The organism is Peribacillus simplex (assembly GCF_030123325.1).
In the GTDB taxonomy this organism is placed as follows: Bacteria; Bacillota; Bacilli; order Bacillales; family DSM-1321; genus Peribacillus; species Peribacillus simplex_D.
This window is the reverse complement of the sequence record NZ_CP126106.1, coordinates 4,212,906-4,233,208: the sequence shown is the minus strand read 5'-3', so window position 1 is coordinate 4,233,208 and position 20,303 is coordinate 4,212,906. Positions and strand designations below refer to the sequence as shown.

The following is a 20,303-nucleotide window of genomic DNA, read 5'->3' as shown; positions in this document are numbered from 1 at the left end:
GGAGGAATTTAAATGTCAGATCATCCGATCCAAGGTTTAATGAAAGAAGCGATGGAAAATCTGAAAGAAATGGTCGATGTGAATACGATCATCGGGGATCCGGTGGAAACTCCGGATGGAAGTGTCATTTTAACCGTATCCAAAGTGGGATTTGGTTTTGCAGCCGGTGGCAGCGAATTTATGATGGATGGGAACCATCAAGGACAGCAAGGCGGTTCCAAGCAGCCTTTTGGCGGCGGTAGCGGCGGCGGGGTTTCCATAACACCGATTGCCTTTTTGATTGTCGGTTCCCATGGGGTGAAAATGATTCATCTGGATGAAGGGACGCATCTTCTCGAAAAAATGATGGACCTAGCTCCTCAAGTCGTCGATAAAATTCAGTCCATGCTATCCAAGAAAGGCAGTAATCAAAAGCAAGGCAGTAATCAAGGCGGCAGTCAACCAGCTGTAAAGAGGTACCAAGAACCTAAACAGGATATAGATTTCTAACTGTGACTCGGCACCCGCCGAGTTTTCTTTTTGCTGCAGTCTGCCAATAGACCATAAAAGGCCTGGATGTGGGAAATGTGCAAGCACCCTTCACATTTCCCAATTCAATTTATTGCAAAATTCCGGTAAAACAAATATGATTATGCTTGTACATATAGCAGAAAAAGGAGGAATTATTAATGGCTTCAGTTACATTTAAAAACAACCCGATCACTTTAGTGGGGCAAGAACTAAAAGTTGGGGACAAAGCACCTGATTTTACAGTATTGGCTAATGACTTATCACCGGTTACATTAAGCGACTCCAAAGGTTCTGTCCGCATTATCAGCGTGGTTCCATCCGTGGATACAGGTGTATGTGATGCACAGACACGTAAATTCAATGAAGAAGCTGCAAAATTGGATAATGTGAAAGTACTGACGATCAGTAACGATCTTCCTTTCGCACAAAAACGCTGGTGTGCTGCAAGCGGCTTGGACAATGTTCAAGTTCTTTCCGATCACCGTGACCTATCATTCGGTGAAGCATATGGTGTCGTCATGCAGGAACTTCGTTTATTGGCACGCTCTGTATTCGTAGTGAACAGCTCTGATGAAATCACATATGTAGAATATGTGAGTGAAGGTACCAACCATCCAAATTACGAAGGTGCAATCGAAGCGGCTAAAGCGGCAAAATAAGATGCAATCCTAAGAAACCGGGCGCTATGTGCCCGGTTTTTGTTTTAGCTTTATTTAACGGATGTTATTCTTGCCTGATTTTCCATGGTGCTGTGTATCTTAAATTTTGAGTGCAGACCATTAGCTCTTTTCTAATACACTGTTTTTATCATCTATGCGCTTGAATTAGTTATGGCTCCAAACTCGGACCATTCAGTGGTAAAACAATTTTGCCAGACCACTCTTGACCATTAGGTGTACCCACTTTTATGTCAATTTCATTAGGCCACGACGGCATTTGTCTTTGATGAGGTCCAGGAAAAAAACCCGCTTGTTGCCCTGCTCGATATCCATCCCTATACCCTTGTCGATACCCCTGTCGATATCCTTGCCTAAACCCTTGTTGAAACCCTTGTTGTTGCCTGTTAAATTCATCTGCTGACTGTGTATCATGTTGCTGATTTATTGGATTAACCTGCCCATGATAGTATTGATATTGATTATCCATAATAATCACCACCTCATGTATGGTATTCCGTTTGGGCATTCATTGAGCCTTTCCAAGTAATAAAAAATACAGGGCAACAACCCTATGTACCTTTTATTTACGCCTGACTTAAAAAAAAGAGTTGCCCGCGAGAGTCCATATATGTAACTTTCAAATCGGAAAACAGTAGGTTAAACAACCGAAGAATGATAACCAGGACGTACGGCTTGTATCTCTTTCTTCTTACCTTTAAAATAGGGACAGAAGCAAACAGGAGGAATTAATAAGTGAAGTCTACCCCAGTTGAACAATTATTTTATGAATTTGATGAAACAGCTCAAATATTGCAAAGTGAACTATCATGTACGTATCTGGATGCCTTGGGTGAAACGGGCGAGAATTTCTTCCAAGGGAAAGTCCTGCAGGAGGAAATCAGTGAAGTATCGAAGAAAAGGTTAGTGAAGCATTATGCAGATTTTTCACCAGAGAAATATGAGAAGGAAGCAATCCGTAAAGCGTATCAGCTTGCCATTTTAAAAGGCATGCAGCAGAGCGTTCAGCCGAATCATCATATGACCCCTGATGCAGTCGGCATGTTCGTCAGCTATTTAGTCGGTAAATTCACCAAGGATCAAAAAGAGATAGTCATGCTCGATCCAGCCATTGGAACGGGGAATTTACTATTTGCGATCTTGAATCAGCTTACTGATAAAAACATCGCTTCATATGGTGTCGAGATTGATGAAACCTTGATCAGGCTTGCATATGCAGGTGCCAACCTGCAAGAACACCCGCTGGAATTTTTCAACCAGGACAGCTTGGAGCCGCTTTTCATCGATCCTTCAGATGTTGTGGTCAGCGATTTGCCGATAGGCTATTACCCGAATGATGTGCGTGCAGCTGAGTATGAATTGAAGGCCGATAAGGGACATTCGTATGCACATCATTTGTTTATAGAACAAGGTGTTAAACACGCGAAGGATGGCGGACACCTATTCTTCATTGTCCCGAATAACCTGTTCGTTTCGGAGGAAGCTCCGAAACTCAATGATTTCCTGAAGAAGCATACACATATCCAAGGGATGGTGCAACTGCCGCTTTCCATGTTTAAGAGTGAAGCGGCTGCGAAAAGCATCCTGATCCTCCAAAAGAAAAAAGAGGGTATCGAAGCACCGAAGAAGGCATTGCTCGTACAACTTCCGAAGTTGTCGGATTTTGAAGCGACCAGGTCTGTCATGCAACAGATGGACGATTGGTTTAAAGAGGAAAAATAGTCAATGAAAGCTGATGCCGCAGGCATTGGCTTTCTTTTTTTTGAAAGAGTGATTATTTGCAATTTTTCATTATTATTTGGTTGAATCCGCTTGCCATGATAAGATTGTACAATACACTGCACGTTTCGTTGGGCTGAACATAGGAAGAACTAGCTTAGAGTAAAGGAGCAGGATGGATGTCAAAAATCATGGCTATTAATGCGGGCAGCTCTTCATTGAAGTTTCAGCTTTTTGAGATGCCTTGTGAAAAAGTAATTACAAAAGGTCTTGTAGACAGAATCGGCTTGAAAAATTCCGCATTTACCTTAAGCGTCGAAGGCGAAAATGTTTCTGAAACGATTGATATACCCAATCATGAAATAGCTGTAGGGCTTTTATTGAAAAAGCTGATTGACCATCGCATCATTGGCTCCTTTGAAGAGATAGATGGCGTAGGGCATCGGGTGGTGCATGGCGGTGAGATATTCACGGACTCGGTCTTGATTACGGAGGACGTAATAGAGGAAATCGAAAAGCTTTCCGAGTTGGCGCCCCTTCATAATCCTGCCAATATCACCGGGATCAAAGCCTTCAGGCGAATACTGGATGATGTACCAGCGGTTGCGGTATTCGACACTGCCTTCCACCAAACGATGGCAGCAGGTTCCTATTTGTACAGCTTACCCCTTGAATATTATGAAAATTACGGAATAAGGAAGTATGGGTTTCATGGTACTTCACATAAATATGTATCGCAGCGGGCTGCCGAAATGATTGGCCGCCCAATTGAACAGCTTCGGTTGATATCGTGCCATTTAGGGAACGGTGCAAGCATTACGGCCATAAAGGGCGGCAAATCAATTGATACATCAATGGGATTTACACCATTGGCCGGTGTTACTATGGGAACGCGTTCAGGGAACATCGACCCGGCATTGATTCCTTATATCATGGAGAAGACGGGAAAAACAGCAGATGAAGTGCTGGATGTCCTGAATAAGAAGAGCGGCATTCTGGCCCTTTCCGGATTTTCCAGCGACCTGCGTGATATTCAAATTGAAGCGGATAAAGGCAATGTGCGGGCTGAACTCGCACTTAAAGTATTCGCAGACCGGATTCACAAGTACATAGGCTCCTATTCGGCTAAAATGGGAGGTGTGGACGGCATCATTTTTACCGCGGGCATCGGTGAAAACAGTCAAACCATTAGGGGGCGAATCTTGGAGGGACTTGAATTCATGGGGGTATATTGGGACAAGGATCTCAATCGCACCTCGGGTAAGGAAGCGTTCATCAATGCACCCTATTCCCCTGTGAAAGTCATGGTCATCCCAACTAATGAAGAAATCATGATTGTCAGGGACACCATGAAAATAGCTTTGAGCGAAACTTGGAAAACATGACTTCCTGTTAATAATGATCCCCTTATCTCTCTGGTAAGGGGTCTTTCCCATGAAATTTCATCCTCAAAATCCGCCTTCTCATGGTTTTATGTCCATGCAATCCAAACCCTTGAACGCTGGATCGCCATCATCTATTCTCTAAAAAAACTTCCCTCTATGTTATACTTGAGGTAGAATCCACCAATTCTGTACATAGGAGGCTTGATGCATGGAATTCACGAACCGGGAAATGAAACTTTGGAATGAAATTAGTGAATGGCAGGAAAAACTTTATCAATATGAGCCAACGGACCTGGCTGCACTGTATGATAAATGGTTGGAGCAGGGGTTTGCCCTGCTACCGGAAAACGTCCAGCAACAGTTTTTTGACAAGCTTGATACTTGGCTTTTTCATTTGCATGCCATGGTTCAGAGCTCACAAGTTCAAATAGATGCAAGAGAGCGGATATTAGCATCTGCGCGCGTGTTTAATGAAGAAATCGAAACGTTGAGTGATTTGAATCACTTATCGATCGATCAGTTGAATTACATAGCCAATCAGCATATCGCAAAGCATCGCTTATATTCATTTGCACAAGGCGGGCTGAGCGGATCAGGAGGCCTGCTTCTGCTAGGGAGCGATATTCCGGCCATGACGGTCATCAATGTCAGGATCGTACAGCTGATTGCGATGTCTTATGGTGTTGAGGTGAATACACCGTTTGAAATGATGCTGGCCCTTAAGGTATTCAATGCAGGAGCGATGCCAAAGAGGCTCCAAGGAATAGCTTGGGAAGAATTGATCCGCGAGGTCCAGACCGCAGAAGATGATTATTTTTATTTAGGAATCGAGGAACTGACAAACCCTACCTGGATGGAACAGCCGCTGAAGCAGCTGTTGAAAGCATTATCCATTACTGTTTTCCGAAAAAAACTGGTTCGGGGCATACCATTCATCAGCATGGCCATAGGGGCCGGGTCCAATTATCAAATGACCCGGAGTGTCAGTGAATTTGCCCAGAAGTTCTATCAATTCCGTTATTTACTGGAGAAGAAGGCTGATGAAGAATGAGTGTCAAGAAGCATAAAAAAGCCATCACGGAGGCAGTTCGCTGCATGGTGATAACCGTCAGCGATACGCGAAATGAAGAAACGGATAAAAGCGGAGCACTGATGATGGAATTGCTGAAGTCGAATGGGCATGAAGTGACGGATTATGTAATCGTTAAAGATGAGCGGAAAGCGATTCAGGATGCGGTCACATCCGGTAGCCAAAGCAGTATGGTCGATGTCATATTAACAAATGGAGGCACTGGCATCGCCAATAGGGATGTGACGATAGAGGCGGTCAAAGAGTTGATGACCAAGGAAATTCCCGGTTTTGGCGAGATTTTTCGAATGCTCAGCTATCAAGAGGATATCGGGTCTGCCGCCATTCTATCCAGGGCGATTGCGGGAGTCGTGAACAACAAAGCGGTTTTTTCCACCCCAGGCTCTTCAGGGGCGGTTAGGCTTGCGATGAATAAATTGATTCTCCCGGAATTGGGACATGTCGTCGGTGAACTTCGCAAGGATTTATAAGAGGGATGCAAAAAAAGCCACAGTTTTAAACTGTGGCTTTTTTTTGCATGGAAATGACCTTAATTATGCATCTTTTCAGTTACGCCTTGATTGGCACGATACCATAGCCATAAATCATTGATGATGGAAGCAAGTTCCGCAATTTCGGAATTGAGCTGGCATGATTTGGCGAAATCACTCTCGTCGGAGAGCCGAAACTGCTTTCGGTTAATGGTGGATTCCAGTTCCTTGATGCGGTCCGGGATGCTTCCCCGGATATTCTCCCAATTTACGAGTATTTGCTGTTGCTCGCCTTTTGTATATTCATCCCACTCCAGATTCAAATCGGGAATGGAGATGCCAAGCCGTTCATCATAGATAAATAGTTCTTTCATATGCCCTCCGCTTTTCGATTTATCATACTCCTAGTTTACTATATTCTCGGGGAAGCATCCAATGTGTAAATTCCTTGAAAATATTAGCGGATTATTTAGCAAAATCTTTAAAATACCCCTTGTATTCCTTTAATAAAGATGATAAAGTACTAATCATAGATTGAATAAAAATAACAAACGATGAATTTTTATTCACACGAAAGGACGATGGAAATGAATAATCAAAAAGTTGTTTTAGCATATTCCGGAGGTTTGGATACTTCCGTTGCAATTAAATGGTTACAAGATCAAGGGTACGAAGTTGTGGCATGCTGCTTGGATGTCGGTGAAGGGAAAGATTTGGACTTCATTAAAGAAAAAGCGATCACTGTTGGTGCGGTAAGTTCCTATGTCATTGATGCGAAGGACGAATTCGCGGATGAATTCGCATTGACGGCTCTTCAGGCACATACTTTGTATGAAGGGAAATATCCATTGGTATCAGCTTTATCACGTCCGCTGATCGCGAAGAAATTAGTGGAAGTGGCTGAAGCGGAAAACGCGGTAGCCGTTGCGCACGGTTGTACGGGAAAAGGAAATGACCAAGTGCGTTTCGAAGTTTCCATCTCTGCATTGAACCCTAATTTGCAAGTTCTTGCACCTGTTCGTGACTGGAAATGGTCTCGTGAAGAGGAGATTGAATATGCAGCGAAAAATGGCATTCCCGTTCCGATTGGCATGGCGAGTCCATTCTCGATTGACCAAAACCTTTGGGGAAGAAGTAACGAATGTGGAATCCTGGAAGATCCATGGGCAGCTCCGCCGGAAGAGGCATATGATTTGACTGCAAGCCTTGAAAGTACGCCAGATACTGCTGATATCATTGAAATTGGCTTTGAACAAGGTGTGCCGGTTACATTGAATGATAAAAACTATAAATTGGCTGATCTGATCGTCGAGTTGAATCAAATTGCCGGCAAGCACGGAGTTGGACGTATCGATCACGTTGAAAATAGATTAGTAGGAATCAAATCCCGTGAAGTCTATGAAGCTCCTGGTGCGATGACATTGATAGCTGCACACAAAGAACTTGAAGATATCACGCTTGTAAAAGAATTGGCTCACTTCAAACCGGTGATCGAGAAGAAAATGACTGAATTGATTTATGAAGGACTTTGGTTCTCTCCGCTTCAAAAAGCTTTGGCTGCATTCCTGAAAGAAACACAAGTGAATGTAACCGGTACGGTCCGTGTGAAACTATTCAAAGGTCATGCGATTGTTGAAGGAAGAAAATCCGAGTACTCCCTATATGATGAAAAATTGGCCACTTATACAAAAGCTGACGAATTCGATCATGATGCAGCAGTTGGATTCATTAAATTATGGGGACTTCCAACGAAAGTGAACAGCATGGTCAATAACAAGAAGGTGACAGTGTGAGCAGCAAGCTTTGGGGAGGAAGATTCACGAAATCTGCCGAAGAATGGGTAGATGAGTTTGGAGCTTCCATATCCTTTGACCAGGAACTTGTCCTTGAAGATATTCAAGGGAGTTTAGCTCATGTAACCATGTTAAAGAAATGCAGCATTTTACCTGAAGAAGATGCGGATCAGATCATTACGGGTCTGAAAAGTTTACAGGAAAAAGCTGAGAAGGGTGAATTGACTTTTAAGGTTGAGATGGAAGATATCCATCTTAACCTGGAAAGTATGCTAATAAGCGAAATCGGTCCAGTTGGCGGAAAGCTTCATACAGGAAGAAGCCGTAATGACCAAGTTGCAACCGACCTTCATCTGTATATGCGGAACCAAACGAAAGTGATTCTGGAACTCATCAATGATTTGCAAATGGCGATTTTGGGACAATCCAAGAAAAATGTGGAAACACTAATTCCTGGTTATACACATTTGCAGCGTGCGCAGCCCATTTCATTTGCCCACCATTTAATGGCTTATTTTTGGATGCTTGAGCGTGATAAGCAGCGCTTCACCGAGAGTTTCAAAAGGATCAATATCTCTCCATTGGGTGCCGGGGCATTAGCTGGGACGACTTTCCCGATTGACCGTGTTCTCAGTGCGGAACTCTTGGGGTTTGATGGGATTTACGAAAACAGCCTTGATGCGGTGAGTGATCGTGATTTTGCCATTGAATTCATGAGCAACAGTGCGACAATGATGATGCATTTATCCCGTTTCAGCGAAGAAATCATTCTCTGGTCAAGCCAGGAATTCCAATTCATTGAATTGGATGATGCGTTTTCCACGGGAAGCAGCATCATGCCGCAAAAGAAAAACCCTGATATGGCGGAATTGATCCGTGGTAAAACAGGACGGGTTTATGGGAACCTAACGGGGTTATTGACTGTTTTGAAAGGACTGCCGCTTGCTTATAACAAAGATATGCAAGAAGATAAAGAAGGCGTTTTTGATACGGTTAAGACCATTGTTGGTTCACTGAAGATATTTGCCGGCATGATCTCTACGATGAAAGTGAAAACGGACGTAATGGAAAAAGCAACAAAAAATGACTTCTCGAATGCGACGGAATTAGCTGATTACCTAGCTTCTAAGGGTATGCCTTTCCGTAAGGCGCACGAAGTGGTCGGGAAGCTTGTATTGTTCTGTGTCCAGAATGGCTGCTATTTAGTGGACCTAAGCATGGAACAATTCCAGGAAGCTTCCGAGTTGTTTGAACAGGATATTTATGATGCATTAAATCCTTATGAAGCAGTTAAACGCCGTAACAGTGCGGGCGGTACGGGTTTTGCCCAAGTCTTGCTTGCGATTGAAAAGGCGGAAAAACTGGTAAGTGAATAACGGGAAAAGCTCGTTCACCAATTTGGCGAACGAGCTTTTTATATCATTTTCTTTTATCAATTCGTACGCACGACCATTACATCACAGTTGGAATGGCGAACGATGCCTTCCGACACGCTGCCGATAAGAAAACGTTCGACTGCGTTAAGGCCCGTTGCACCGCATACAATTAAATCGATCGAATGCTTTTTCGCTAAATCCCTTGGAATTTGAACTTTAGGGGAACCATATGCAACTTCTGTTTGGACCTTTACAATCCCGGATGCAATGGCTTCCGTTTTATACTTGTCCAAAAGCTCATTGGCAAAGGTTTCAGAGTGATCACGGATAGTCATATCATAAGCTTCGACAGTAGGGAAATTCCTTGTATCCACGATATGTGTGAGCACAAGGGTAGCGTCACTGAGTTTTGCTAAATAGATTGCCTTTTTTAGGGCCCACTCTGCTTCTTCCGAACCGTCCACTGCTACAAGAATATTTTTATAATCTATACTATTCAAGTGAATCTCCTCCTTCTATTATATTCCTATTATACTATGGTTTACCTGATGGATCCGATTTCAATTGTAACAAATTAGCGAATGTTTTAGCCAATGATCTGGAAAAAGATTCTAACCATTTTAAGTGATGTGAAAAAAATAAATGATTATATCAAAGCATGCAAAAGCACGTATAAATATAATGCATAGTTTAATATTCTTGAGATCAGCATAATAAAAGGATTAGATTTATAATCATTTCAAGCCTTGGCTTTTCTCTTCCATTATAGTGTGGTTATGTCAGGGGTAAATGAAGGCGAATCAAGGTTCACCACAAGAAGATATCTGGTTCGGACCGATTAGTTGAAATGAATTTTGAATAATAGATACCCCCGTCTTAAAAGAAGGCGGGGGTATCCGGGGTTCGATCTATTAAATGGTTAAGACATTATCACTTTATGATTTGCAGGCTCTTAGGGAATTTGGTCAAAACTTCACAGCCGGTATCGGTGATCAGTAGATCATCTTCAATCCTTACGCCGGCAACATTCGGAACATATATGCCAGGTTCGATGGTATAAACCATTCCGGATTGAAGTTCGAGGGAGTTCGTTTCAGTCAAGGATGGATACTCATGGACGCTGATCCCAAGTCCGTGGCCGAGCCTGTGCGGGAAGAAATCACCGTATCCTTTATTCCTGATGATGTTTCTGGCAGTCAAGTCTATCTCGGAACAGGATACACCAGGTTTACTGGCTGCAACGGCAGCTTCTTGGGCTCTAAGTACAGTATCATATATTTCTGCCTGTTTATCATTGATATCCCCGTAAGCAACCGTTCTAGTGATGTCAGAGCAGTACCCTTCATGAACGACGCCCAGGTCAAATAGGACAAGGTCGCCGCGCTGAACCTTCGTATTACCGGGTGTGCCATGTGGGGAAGCGCCATTTTTACCAGTCAGGACCATGGTTGAAAAAGACATTTGGCTGACGCCTGCCTTTTTCAACTCGTATTCTATCGCTGCAAGGATTTCCATTTCCGTTTTACCCTCATGAATTTGGCTGACACCCACTTCGATCGCAAAGTCGGCAAGTCGGCATGCTTCACGGATTTTGACCATTTCATCTTCCGATTTGATCATTCGCATCCTTTGAAGTTTTTCTTCTGCGGAAACGAGATTTGGTGCTCCGAAGTATTGTTGGACTTTTTCATAACGTTCTACATTCATATGCTCTTTTTCAATGGCCATTGTATTAATGGTCAACCCGCGATTCTTCACTGCTTGCTTAACTTTTTCCCAAGGATTTTCAATATCGGTGTAGCCGATGATATCTCCAGCCCATCCAGCCTGTTTAGCATCCGGGACTTCCATCTGCGGGCAGACAAGGAATGGGTCGGCATTTGCAAAAATGGCAAGTGCTAGCAGTCTTTCATGAGGATCACTATAAAAACCGCTCAAATAGAAGATGCTCTCTGTAGATGTAAGTAAAGCGACTTCAGCCTCATTGGCCTGCAGCCAATTTTGTAGTTCTGTCAAACGTTCATTCATGACGATACCTCCATTAATAAGATATAATTACCATAGCAATATTTAAAAGTATAGTAAATGGGAAAGGCCTAAGAAAGCTACTTAAAAAAATTAGTGGGTATTGGGAAGGGAGCATCAAAAATGAAAGTATCTTTTCATGGACATGCAGTTGTAAAAGTCGAAACGAATGGTAAAACGATTTTAATCGATCCATTCATTACTGGAAACGAATTGACCGATTTGAAGGTAGAAGATGTGAAACCGGATGTGATCATCTTAACACATGGCCATAATGACCACGTCGGTGATACGGTTGAATTGGCCAAAAGGCATGATGCACTTGTCATCGGCATTGCTGAGATTGCCGACTACCTGGGTGCTCAAGGGGTTAGGACCCACGGGATGAGCATCGGCGGGGCTTTCGAGTTCGATTTTGGAAAAGTGAAACTGACGCCAGCTTTCCATGGAACGGGATTCAATAACGGAGAGGGGCAAATCATTTATTTAGGAATGCCTGCTGGCATATTGCTTATGATAGATGGGAAAACGATCTACCATGCAGGGGATACAGCGGTATTTTCCGATATGAAACTGATCGGGGAGCGACATCCGATTGACTTGGCGTTCTTGCCAATCGGCGACAATTATACCATGGGCCCTGAAGATGCGGCACTTGCTGCGAAATTCCTTCAAGCCAAACAAGTCGTGCCGATTCATTACAATACTTTCCCTGTCATCAAACAGGATCCTGACAAATTCATCGACTTGCTTGAAGAGGGAAATGGACTGATCATGGAAGCCGGGGATGAAATAGATTTTTAATAGGAGCGGGAGCCTGCGGGGGCTTCCGTCAGACTATAGATAAGCTCGATGATAATGGAGTGTGTCGACAGTTTTTTTTAGGTTGTAAAATTTGACCGTTTCTTTCCACTGCAGGCACTCGCTTTCCGCGGGCGGTCCGGGAGCCTCCTTGGCGCTTATGCGCCTGCGGGGTCTCCCTTGGACTCGCATTCCCGCAGGAGTCTCGCACCTTCCGTTCCAATCAACTCTGCATTAAAACTAAGAGAGAAACCCAATTGCCCTCAGTTTTGGAAGGTTTGTAAGTTGACTGTATCTTTCACCATTAAGACTTAACAATTAGTTATATCCGCCTTTACTAAAGTCTTTTTAGTTTTTTATTAGAAAAGGAGAACTTTAGGAAAATAAGTCAAGTTCATTATTTTACATATACACTTCCGTATATCTCATTATCGAGATAGCGTCCAGTTTCCAAAATCTACTGCATGGGAAAGTCGTGGTTGTTGGTGCGTTTGTCTGCACCGCTGTGGACCAAGTGATGATTGGTGTTTTACCAATACTACTGCTTCCTGTTTTCCTTGTAAACTACCTCGTACAGTGAGTTTCTTTTCTAATCTTCATCTTTTATTTCTGACACTTCTTTATTATCTGTCTGTTTAGAATCATTTTCCTCTCCATTGACTGCCACTTTAGTACCTGCTTCGGAACATCCAGCTATAGTTAGGGCGCTCAAAGCAACTATTATTGAATTGGTATGCTTAACAAAACTAATCCCTCCTTATGTATATCGAGTAAATGCACCCCTCTTTTATGAAAAAAGTATCCATACAAAGTGAATCTATCTGAAAGTAAACTCTCGCTCAACAGCTAAGTCTTTTTTCCTTTCGCAGGCATAAAATGAATAGATGAAAAAAAAGGGGGGATTGGATGAAACAGAGATTATTGCTGTGTTTGCTTTTATGCGGTGTGATGCTGTATTATGCCGTGCCGCGTTTGTCGTTGGAAAGTGGCGGTCTGGAGAGCCTGTTTGCTGGATCTTGGCTGTTGTTTGCATTGTTGGCGGTGGCTGGAAACTTGACGGGCATACTATATTCTCCTAAGAAACAAAAGGTAAAACGCAAGCAGGAATACAAAAGGTTGCGCCAATACTAGTAGTTGTTTGATAAACTAGGCTCTTTGACCTTATAATGGAGAATAGGAATACCGTGAAAAGGGTGAAGCGCTTGGCTACAAAGCATGAACAAATATTAAAACATATCGATGGGCTCCCTGTTGGCGAAAAGATTTCCGTCCGTCAAATTGCGAAAGCATTGAATGTTAGTGAAGGTACGGCATACCGGGCAATTAAAGAGGCGGAGAACCAGGGCTACGTGAGCTCGATTGAGCGGGTAGGCACGATCCGTATTGAGAAAAAGAAAAAAGAGAATATTGAAAAGCTCACTTTCGCAGAAGTAGTCAATATTGTTGACGGACAAGTTCTTGGTGGGAAAACGGGACTTCATAAGACTTTAAATAAATTCGTCATCGGGGCGATGAAGCTGGATGCCATGATGAGATATACAGGGGCAGGAAACCTGCTGATCGTCGGGAACCGTACACAGGCCCACGAGCACGCGTTAAAAGCGGGTGCAGCGGTGCTGATCACCGGGGGATTCGATACGGAAGAGCCCGTTAAAAGGTTAGCCGATGAATTGGAGATGCCAGTCATCTCAACGAGTTACGATACGTTTACCGTCGCAACGATGATCAATCGGGCGATTTATGACCAATTGATCAAAAAGGAAATCTTGCTGGTGGAAGATATTTTGACACCCGTACAGGAAACGACCTTTTTGACTGTGGGTGACCGGGTTCAGACTTGGCATGAACTGAATCAGGAATCCGGGCATAGCCGTTTCCCTGTTGTCGATGATAATATGAAGGTTCAAGGAATGGTCACATCAAAAGATATCATCGGACAGGAAGAGCTGACGCTCATTGATAAGGTTATGACGAAAAACCCGATGACCGTAGGCGATAAAATGAGTGTGGCATCTTCTGCACATATGATGGTTTGGGAAGGGATTGAGTTAATCCCGGTCGTGAATGACAGTAATATCCTAAAGGGAATCGTGAGCAGGCAGGATGTGCTGAAGGCACTGCAAATGAGTCAAAGGCAGCCGCAGGTCGGCGAAACGATCGACGATACGATCACAAGCCAGCTTGTGATGACTTCGAATCGCGGCAAGGGCGAGGAAGTGTATAACTATGGCGTCACTCCGCAGATGACCAATTACCTTGGAACCATTTCAAGCGGTGTGTTCACGACATTGGTCACCGACTCGGCAAACCGTGCACTTCGAAGCTATAAGCGCGGTGACCTGGTCGTGGAAAACATGACGATCTACTTCATCAAGCCAGTCCAGATCGACAGTACGCTTGAAATCCATCCGCGTGTCCTTGATGTAGGACGTAAATTCGGAAAAGTGGATGTCGAGGTGTTTAACCAAGGCAAACTTGTCGGCAAGGCGATGTTGACTTGCCAATTGCTGGACCGATCATGAAAAATAAAAAGGATAATCGAAATTCGATTATCCTTTTTGATTTGCAGCTTCTTCAATTGCATGCGGCAAATAAAATTTATACATTTTATAGCCGCCCCAAATACTGAATAGCCCAACGAAGATGAAAACGGCAGCAATGATATAAGTGATGGTCGTGTGGAACAGAAAAAGCTGATTGATTCCGAATAGTGCGACAAACGCACCAAGGGCAATGGAAGACTTACCTGAAATCCACTTTTTCTCCATCGGCATCCTGGTTCGGACCGATTTGATTTTATAAAACAGATAGACCCCTAGCGAAAGAACGATCAAGGTGACAAGAATAGGCATCGTTTGTAATTCCCCCAATTTAACATATGTACCTTTTTATTGTAGCGGGAAATGAAAGAGAATGCCACAGTAAACAAGATGAGTCTTCCTATTTCCCCAATTTTTTGATTAAATGAAATATATCATCTTTATAAGGCTCGATAATACATATGTTAAGGGGAGATCTATATGAAAGCTGAAATATTAGCAGATATAAAGCGTTATGATACTATCATTCTCCATCGTCATGTCCGTCCAGATCCGGACGCTTATGGTTCACAGGGGGGATTGGCGGAAATCCTGAAAGCATCTTTCCCCGAAAAGCGAATTTTTACGGTCGGGAAAGAAGAACCGTCATTGAATTATTTAAGAAGGCTCGATGTGATTTCGGATGAAACATATCAAGGTGCCTTGGTCATCGTTTGTGATACCGCAAATACGGACCGGATTTGTGATGCAAGGTACACGACGGGTGATAAACTGATTAAGATCGATCATCATCCTAATGAAGATCCATATGGGGATATGCGTTGGGTCGATACATCGGCAAGTTCAACAAGTGAAATGATTTATGAGTTTTACCAGTTCGGTAAAGAACAGGGCTTGAAGATGAGTGATGAAGCGGCACGCCTTCTATATGCAGGAATTGTTGGCGATACAGGTCGTTTCCTATTCCAGAATACGACTGAAAAGACATTTGCCCATGCCAGTGAATTGATCAACTATTCGTTCTCCCGCCCGCAGTTATATCAGGAAATGTATGACGTCGAGGAAAGCATAGTCCGGTTGAATGGCTATGTGCTGCAGCATTTCGAAATCCTTCCATATGGCACAGGGAAAATGATCATCACAAAAGATATACTTGAACAGTTCCAGGCTTCTACATCTGAGGCATCTCAGCTCGTTTCCTCGCTCGGTTCGATTAAAAATGTTAAGTCATGGGTCTTTTTCATTGAAGAGGATAAAGAAATCAGAGTCCGTTTCCGTTCTAAAGGACCGATCATCAATACGATTGCCCGTAAATATAACGGAGGAGGCCACCCCCTTGCAGCTGGGGCTTCGATTCATTCTTGGGATGAAGTGGATAATATCCTTGCCGACATGGAAGAGTTGAATAAAGCGGAATGAAAAAACGTAAAGACCAAATCGCCTATGATTTGGTCTTTACGTTTAGTGGATAGTATTAAGAAGTAGTCCTTTTTAGTTCGATTTCAATATTCATTTTCGTATAAAACATGATCTCGACGACTTCAAGTCGATAGCGCTTTTTATTGATGGTCACGATCTTATTTTCGATGGATTTTTTCAAAAGCACCTTTCCGTTATAGACACTGGCGACATCTTTGGCGAGAAGAGAGGAAAGGTCGTCCTCGATCACATCCTCGGCTTCTGCAATACTCAGCCGATCCAGACTGTATTTTTCATTCGTAATGGTTACTTCCACTTCCTGAATCGTCAATATCTCCTCGTTTTTCTGGTTCAATTTTTTATAATCCTGCTCCCAAATTGCGATTTTCCCGTTTAAATCCTTGATCACTTCTCTTTGTTCGTGAAGGGTCCGGATCTGCTTCTCCTGCTGGACACCATGCATATAAAAGAAAATCATCCAACTGATCAATCCGCCAAGTGCGGCTCCGGCAAAGAAGCGCTGCCAGGTGGGAGACCGGTGATAGGGAGGGATCCTCATGATGAAATATGCTCTTGCGTGAACCAGTTTATGATCAGTGCTCCGGTCTGTGCTCCGCCAAGTGCAGATAGAATCAATAGGACCTGCTTGACTATATCCTTCGTTTCCCCGTGGAAAATACCGCGTTCGAAATTATAGACCATATCAAAAGTACCCCCGATCGCAGCGACGATCGCCCAAATACGAAGGCTGTCCGATAGCCGGAATACAGTCGTCATCGGGGCCTGTCCAGTAAAAAAAGCGGCGAGGCCCCCGATTATCGAGCCGCCAAGCAATACGCCAAGCGATATGAAAAAGCTGTTGAGGAAGGCTGGAACAAAGGCTTCATTCATATATCATCATCCTTTTTTTCTTGATATTCTTCTATTTCATTTATATGGGAAGTTCAGAGGTAATATGATAGTCGCCGGAAATCAGGAAGTTAAATTGCATTGGAAATGAGAACATATTTTCTTTTTTTGATAAAAAACACTATAATGAAAAGAAACATGCCTTACAAAGGTGGGGGAAAAAACGTGTATACTCATCTCCATATTCAGAGCGGATACAGCCTGCTGACAAGTACGGTGAAGATCACTGAACTTGTGGCCAAAGCGAAAGCGGATGGCTGTACAAGTCTTGCTTTAACCGATCGAAATGTTATGTACGGTTCGGTCTATTTTTATAAAGAATGCAAGAGACAGGGTATAAAGCCGATCATCGGCATACTTGCCGATGTCCTTGATGAACGGGATTCGCAACATGGACTTCTTTTATTGGCAAAAAGTCTACAAGGATATCAAAACCTGCTTAAAATAAGCAGTGCCATAAAAACGAAATCCCCGTCAGGCATTCCAATGAATTGGCTTAAAGCCTATTCCCGGGGCTTGATAGCAATCACTCCGGGTGCGGAGGGGCAAATAGAAACGCTATTGAGAGAAGAAAATCCTGAGGAAGCCAGACAGGCAGCGGGGCGATTCCTGCAAATTTTTGGTCATGATGACTTTTATGTATCCATACAGAGACTTTCGATCGCGAATGAGGAAAAAAGTAACGAAGCCATAAGTCAGTTGGCGAGAGATTTAGAGATAAAGATTGTCGCGACGAATCCAGTCTATTATTTGAATGAAAGCGATGCACTCGCTCAAGAAGTATTATTGGCAATTGGAAATGGCGACAAGCTGGCGGATGAGACGCATACGGTTCTTGAATCCGATCAATTTTATTTGAAAAGCCGGGCCCGGATGGCAGAACTATTCCATGACAGACCGGATGCACTCGAAAATACACTGCATATTGCCGCGCAATGCAATCTGGAAATTCCATTTCACCGTTCACTGCTTCCCAAGTACCCCACTGAAGATGGAGTCACAGCCGAGGAAATGCTCGAAGCCATCTGTTTCCAAGGGCTGAAGAAAAGATTGCCGGAGCCATCCATTCAATATGAAGAGCGCCTGCGATATGAATTGGATATCATCACCAAGATGAAATTCAGCGATTACTTTTTGATCGTTTGGGATTTCATGAAATTCGCTAAGGAACATCAAATCCTGACTGGTCCTGGAAGGGGGTCGGCCGCCGGGTCGATGGTCGCTTATGTGCTGTCGATAACCGATGTCGATCCAATCGAACATTCCTTGCTGTTCGAGCGTTTCCTGAATCCGGAACGTGTCTCGATGCCGGATATCGACATTGACTTTCCGGATAACCGCCGTGAAGAAGTGATTGCCTATGTCGCGAAGAAGTACGGGGAACTTCATGTGGCACAAATCATTACTTTCGGAACATTGGCTGCCAAGGCTGCGTTAAGGGACACAGGACGTGTTTTCGGCTTGAATTCAAAGGAACAGGAAGCGGTATCGAAAATGATTCCAGGCCGCCTGGGCATCACGCTTCCCGAGGCTTTCAAGGAATCGAAAAGGCTCAGGGAATTCGTTAATGAGAGTGACCTGAATCAAAAACTTTTTCAAACCGCTTTATTGCTTGAAGGACTGCCTCGCCATGCTTCGACACATGCCGCAGGCGTCGTCATCAGCGATCAGGCATTGACCGAGCATATTCCGATTCAGGGGGGGCATGAAGGCATCCATCTGACTCAATATCCAATGGACCTTCTCGAAGAACTGGGACTTCTTAAAATGGATTTTCTGGGACTCCGCAATTTAACGCTCATCGATAATATTTTAAATAATATCAAAAAGGGAACGGGGGAAAAGATCGACTTGTCCCATATCCCAATGGATGACCCCGAGACGCTGGCCCTTTTAGGGAGAGGCGAAACAACCGGAGTGTTTCAATTTGAATCGGATGGCATCCGAAAGGTTTTGATCAAGCTGAAACCGAATCGATTCGAGGATATCGTCGCGGTCAATGCCCTATATCGTCCAGGTCCGATGGAAAATATACCGCTGTTCATCGAACGAAAACATGGACTGGCTCCGATTGATTACCTGCACGAGGATTTGAAGGATATCCTCGAGCCTACATACGGGGTCATCGTTTATCAAGAACAAATCATGCAAATCGCCTCCCGCTTAGCCGGGTTTTCATTAGGGGAGGCAGACCTGCTCCGTCGTGCCGTTTCGAAGAAGAAGAAGGATGTTCTGGATCAAGAGCGGCAGCATTTCGTGAACGGCTCATTGAAACAAGGATACTCCGAAAAAACGGCAGATGAGATTTATTCCTTGATTGTCCGCTTCGCTAACTATGGATTCAACCGAAGCCATGCGGTGGCGTATAGTTTCATCGCTTATCAGCTGGGTTACTTGAAAACCCACCATCCGGAATATTTCATGGCAGCACTCCTGACATCGGTCGTCGGGAATGATGAAAAGATTTCGCAATATATCCGTGAAGCCAAAAAGAAAGGGATAATGGTTCTGCCTCCCTCGATTAACCGGAGCGGTTACCCGTTTTTACCGGAAAAGGAAGGGATCCGTTATAGCCTTGGAGCCATTAAAGGGATAGGCGGTACGGTCCTGAAAGAAATCTTTGCTGCAAGGAGGCAGAAGAAGTTCGCTGATTTATTCGATTTCTGTTTGCGCGTTTCGGGAAAAATCGTAAATAGAAAAGTGTTGGAGGCGCTTGTGCATTCAGGGGCATTTGATGAATTCGGTGAAGACCGGGCAACATTGTTGGCGAGCTTGGACGTAGCGATCAATCATACGGAATTGGTCAATCCGGATGATGACCTTTTCGATATGTTTTCGGATGGCGAGTTTTCACTCAAACCGAAATACAACCGGGTCGAGCCTATACCCATCGAGCACAAACTCTCATTGGAAAAAAGCGCATTGGGGCTTTATCTATCGAATCATCCGGTGACAAGCTACAGGGAACTTTTTCAGCACTTCGGCTGTTTGACCATAGATGAAGCTACGAATAAAAAGGAATCAAAAGTCTTGCTTGGCGCATACATTACGTCGGTTAAAACCATAAGGACAAAAAAGGGCGATGTGATGGCTTTCTTGAGCGTTAGTGATGAAGAGGGGGATATTGAAGCGGTCGTTTTTCCAAATGTTTATAAAAATCACTCTGCCGACTTGAATCACGGACAACTCGTTATGCTGCAAGGAACATTGGAAGAGCGGGATGGAAAGACACAGCTCCTGATCAGGAACGTATACCCGCTTGAAAAAGTGAAACAGATGAAAGAGGAAAAGAACGGAACGATATTCCTGAAAATCGAGGCCGGCAAGCAAACGAAGGATACACTGCAAAAAATAAAAAAAATTTTAATGCAGCATAGCGGTGAAACGAAGGTCATGCTTTTTTACGAGAGGGAAAACCGCTATGTACAGCTATCTTATTGGGATTGGGTCAATCCTACAGATAGATTGATGCAGGCATTATTTGACTTGGTCGGAAAAGGGAATGTGGTTTACAAGAAAGAATAACTGTTTTACAACTTTAATAGTTATGTTATATTGAAAACAGGCCGCTGTGGTCTGACCACTAGAT

The 20,303-nt window shown here is 43.7% G+C and carries 20 protein-coding genes; 13 read left to right on the top strand and 7 right to left on the bottom strand.

Translation table 11 applies throughout. The annotated features are described in order from the left end of the window. Positions 1–12: 12 nt before the first annotated feature. Positions 13–489: a GerW family sporulation protein gene (ytfJ, locus tag QNH43_RS20045; RefSeq protein ID WP_076364709.1), complete on the top strand. Its 477-nt coding sequence runs from the start codon at positions 13–15 to the stop codon at positions 487–489. A 179-nt stretch (positions 490–668) separates the two neighbouring features. Further along, the gene (gene tpx / locus QNH43_RS20040) at positions 669–1,169 is read left to right on the top strand and encodes a thiol peroxidase (RefSeq protein ID WP_034309176.1); all 501 of its coding nucleotides are present in this window, start codon (positions 669–671) and stop codon (positions 1,167–1,169) included. A 169-nt stretch (positions 1,170–1,338) separates the two neighbouring features. Here the strand turns inward: tpx and QNH43_RS20035 are convergent, their stop codons facing one another. Then, on the bottom strand, positions 1,339–1,656 hold the full coding sequence (locus QNH43_RS20035) for a hypothetical protein (protein WP_076364713.1): 318 nt from the start codon (positions 1,654–1,656) through the stop codon (positions 1,339–1,341). A 266-nt stretch (positions 1,657–1,922) separates the two neighbouring features. Here QNH43_RS20035 and QNH43_RS20030 point away from each other — a divergent pair, with 266 nt between their 5' ends. The 4 genes from QNH43_RS20030 to QNH43_RS20015 all read left to right on the top strand — a co-directional run bounded on the left by QNH43_RS20030 (position 1,923) and on the right by QNH43_RS20015 (position 5,851). Beyond that, positions 1,923–2,909 (top strand): class I SAM-dependent methyltransferase, encoded by a 987-nt coding sequence (locus QNH43_RS20030; protein ID WP_076364715.1) that lies wholly within the window; start codon positions 1,923–1,925, stop codon positions 2,907–2,909. Positions 2,910–3,085: 176 nt separating this feature from the next. Then, on the top strand, positions 3,086–4,291 hold the full coding sequence (locus tag QNH43_RS20025) for an acetate kinase (RefSeq protein ID WP_283915379.1): 1,206 nt from the start codon (positions 3,086–3,088) through the stop codon (positions 4,289–4,291). Between the two features lie 208 nt (positions 4,292–4,499). After that, entirely contained in the window at positions 4,500–5,342 is an 843-nt protein-coding gene (locus tag QNH43_RS20020) for an EcsC family protein (protein ID WP_283915378.1), read from the top strand. After that, on the top strand, positions 5,339–5,851 hold the full coding sequence (locus QNH43_RS20015) for a MogA/MoaB family molybdenum cofactor biosynthesis protein (protein ID WP_283915377.1): 513 nt from the start codon (positions 5,339–5,341) through the stop codon (positions 5,849–5,851). The genes QNH43_RS20020 and QNH43_RS20015 overlap by 4 nt, the downstream gene beginning before the upstream one ends. A 59-nt stretch (positions 5,852–5,910) precedes the next feature. On the opposite strand, the gene QNH43_RS20010 is transcribed toward QNH43_RS20015, so the two are convergent. Beyond that, positions 5,911–6,225, bottom strand: coding sequence for a hypothetical protein (locus QNH43_RS20010; RefSeq protein WP_283915376.1), 315 nt, complete (start codon positions 6,223–6,225; stop codon positions 5,911–5,913). Positions 6,226–6,438: 213 nt separating this feature from the next. Between QNH43_RS20010 and QNH43_RS20005 the strand changes: the two genes are divergently transcribed. Continuing rightward, entirely contained in the window at positions 6,439–7,644 is a 1,206-nt protein-coding gene (locus tag QNH43_RS20005) for an argininosuccinate synthase (protein ID WP_283915375.1), read from the top strand. Then, positions 7,641–9,020: an argininosuccinate lyase gene (argH, locus tag QNH43_RS20000; RefSeq protein WP_283915374.1), complete on the top strand. Its 1,380-nt coding sequence runs from the start codon at positions 7,641–7,643 to the stop codon at positions 9,018–9,020. The genes QNH43_RS20005 and argH overlap by 4 nt, the downstream gene beginning before the upstream one ends. A gap of 56 nt (positions 9,021–9,076) precedes the next feature. On the opposite strand, the gene QNH43_RS19995 is transcribed toward argH, so the two are convergent. Further along, positions 9,077–9,511 carry a universal stress protein gene (locus QNH43_RS19995; RefSeq protein WP_076366253.1) on the bottom strand — a complete coding sequence of 145 codons (435 nt, stop codon included), beginning with the start codon at positions 9,509–9,511 and terminating at the stop codon, positions 9,077–9,079. A 439-nt stretch (positions 9,512–9,950) separates the two neighbouring features. Then, positions 9,951–11,048 carry a M24 family metallopeptidase gene (locus tag QNH43_RS19990; protein ID WP_283915373.1) on the bottom strand — a complete coding sequence of 366 codons (1,098 nt, stop codon included), beginning with the start codon at positions 11,046–11,048 and terminating at the stop codon, positions 9,951–9,953. 120 nt (positions 11,049–11,168) lie between these two features. On the opposite strand from QNH43_RS19990, the gene QNH43_RS19985 reads away from it, so the two are divergent. The 3 genes from QNH43_RS19985 to QNH43_RS19975 all read left to right on the top strand — a co-directional run bounded on the left by QNH43_RS19985 (position 11,169) and on the right by QNH43_RS19975 (position 14,368). Continuing rightward, the gene (locus tag QNH43_RS19985; protein WP_283915372.1) at positions 11,169–11,849 is read left to right on the top strand and encodes a metal-dependent hydrolase; all 681 of its coding nucleotides are present in this window, start codon (positions 11,169–11,171) and stop codon (positions 11,847–11,849) included. Positions 11,850–12,752: 903 nt separating this feature from the next. After that, a complete protein-coding gene (locus QNH43_RS19980) occupies positions 12,753–12,977 on the top strand; it encodes a hypothetical protein (RefSeq protein WP_076364733.1) in 225 nt (74 codons plus the stop codon). Between the two features lie 71 nt (positions 12,978–13,048). Further along, positions 13,049–14,368 (top strand): DRTGG domain-containing protein, encoded by a 1,320-nt coding sequence (locus QNH43_RS19975; protein WP_076366255.1) that lies wholly within the window; start codon positions 13,049–13,051, stop codon positions 14,366–14,368. Between the two features lie 27 nt (positions 14,369–14,395). Here the strand turns inward: QNH43_RS19975 and QNH43_RS19970 are convergent, their stop codons facing one another. Beyond that, positions 14,396–14,698, bottom strand: a complete 303-nt coding sequence (locus QNH43_RS19970) for a YtpI family protein (protein ID WP_034309143.1) — start codon at positions 14,696–14,698, stop codon at positions 14,396–14,398. A gap of 168 nt (positions 14,699–14,866) precedes the next feature. Between QNH43_RS19970 and QNH43_RS19965 the strand changes: the two genes are divergently transcribed. Further along, complete coding sequence (locus QNH43_RS19965) at positions 14,867–15,805, top strand: DHH family phosphoesterase (RefSeq protein WP_283915371.1); 939 nt, start codon at positions 14,867–14,869, stop codon at positions 15,803–15,805. A 55-nt stretch (positions 15,806–15,860) separates the two neighbouring features. Here the strand turns inward: QNH43_RS19965 and ytrI are convergent, their stop codons facing one another. Together ytrI and QNH43_RS19955 are read right to left on the bottom strand one after the other, a co-directional pair. Beyond that, on the bottom strand, positions 15,861–16,364 hold the full coding sequence (ytrI, locus tag QNH43_RS19960) for a sporulation membrane protein YtrI (RefSeq protein ID WP_283915370.1): 504 nt from the start codon (positions 16,362–16,364) through the stop codon (positions 15,861–15,863). Beyond that, entirely contained in the window at positions 16,361–16,696 is a 336-nt protein-coding gene (locus QNH43_RS19955) for a sporulation membrane protein YtrH (protein ID WP_076364742.1), read from the bottom strand. Before QNH43_RS19955 ends, ytrI begins: the two co-directional genes overlap by 4 nt. A gap of 183 nt (positions 16,697–16,879) precedes the next feature. On the opposite strand from QNH43_RS19955, the gene dnaE reads away from it, so the two are divergent. Beyond that, positions 16,880–20,239 (top strand): DNA polymerase III subunit alpha, encoded by a 3,360-nt coding sequence (gene dnaE / locus QNH43_RS19950; RefSeq protein ID WP_283915369.1) that lies wholly within the window; start codon positions 16,880–16,882, stop codon positions 20,237–20,239. Positions 20,240–20,303: the final 64 nt, after the last annotated feature.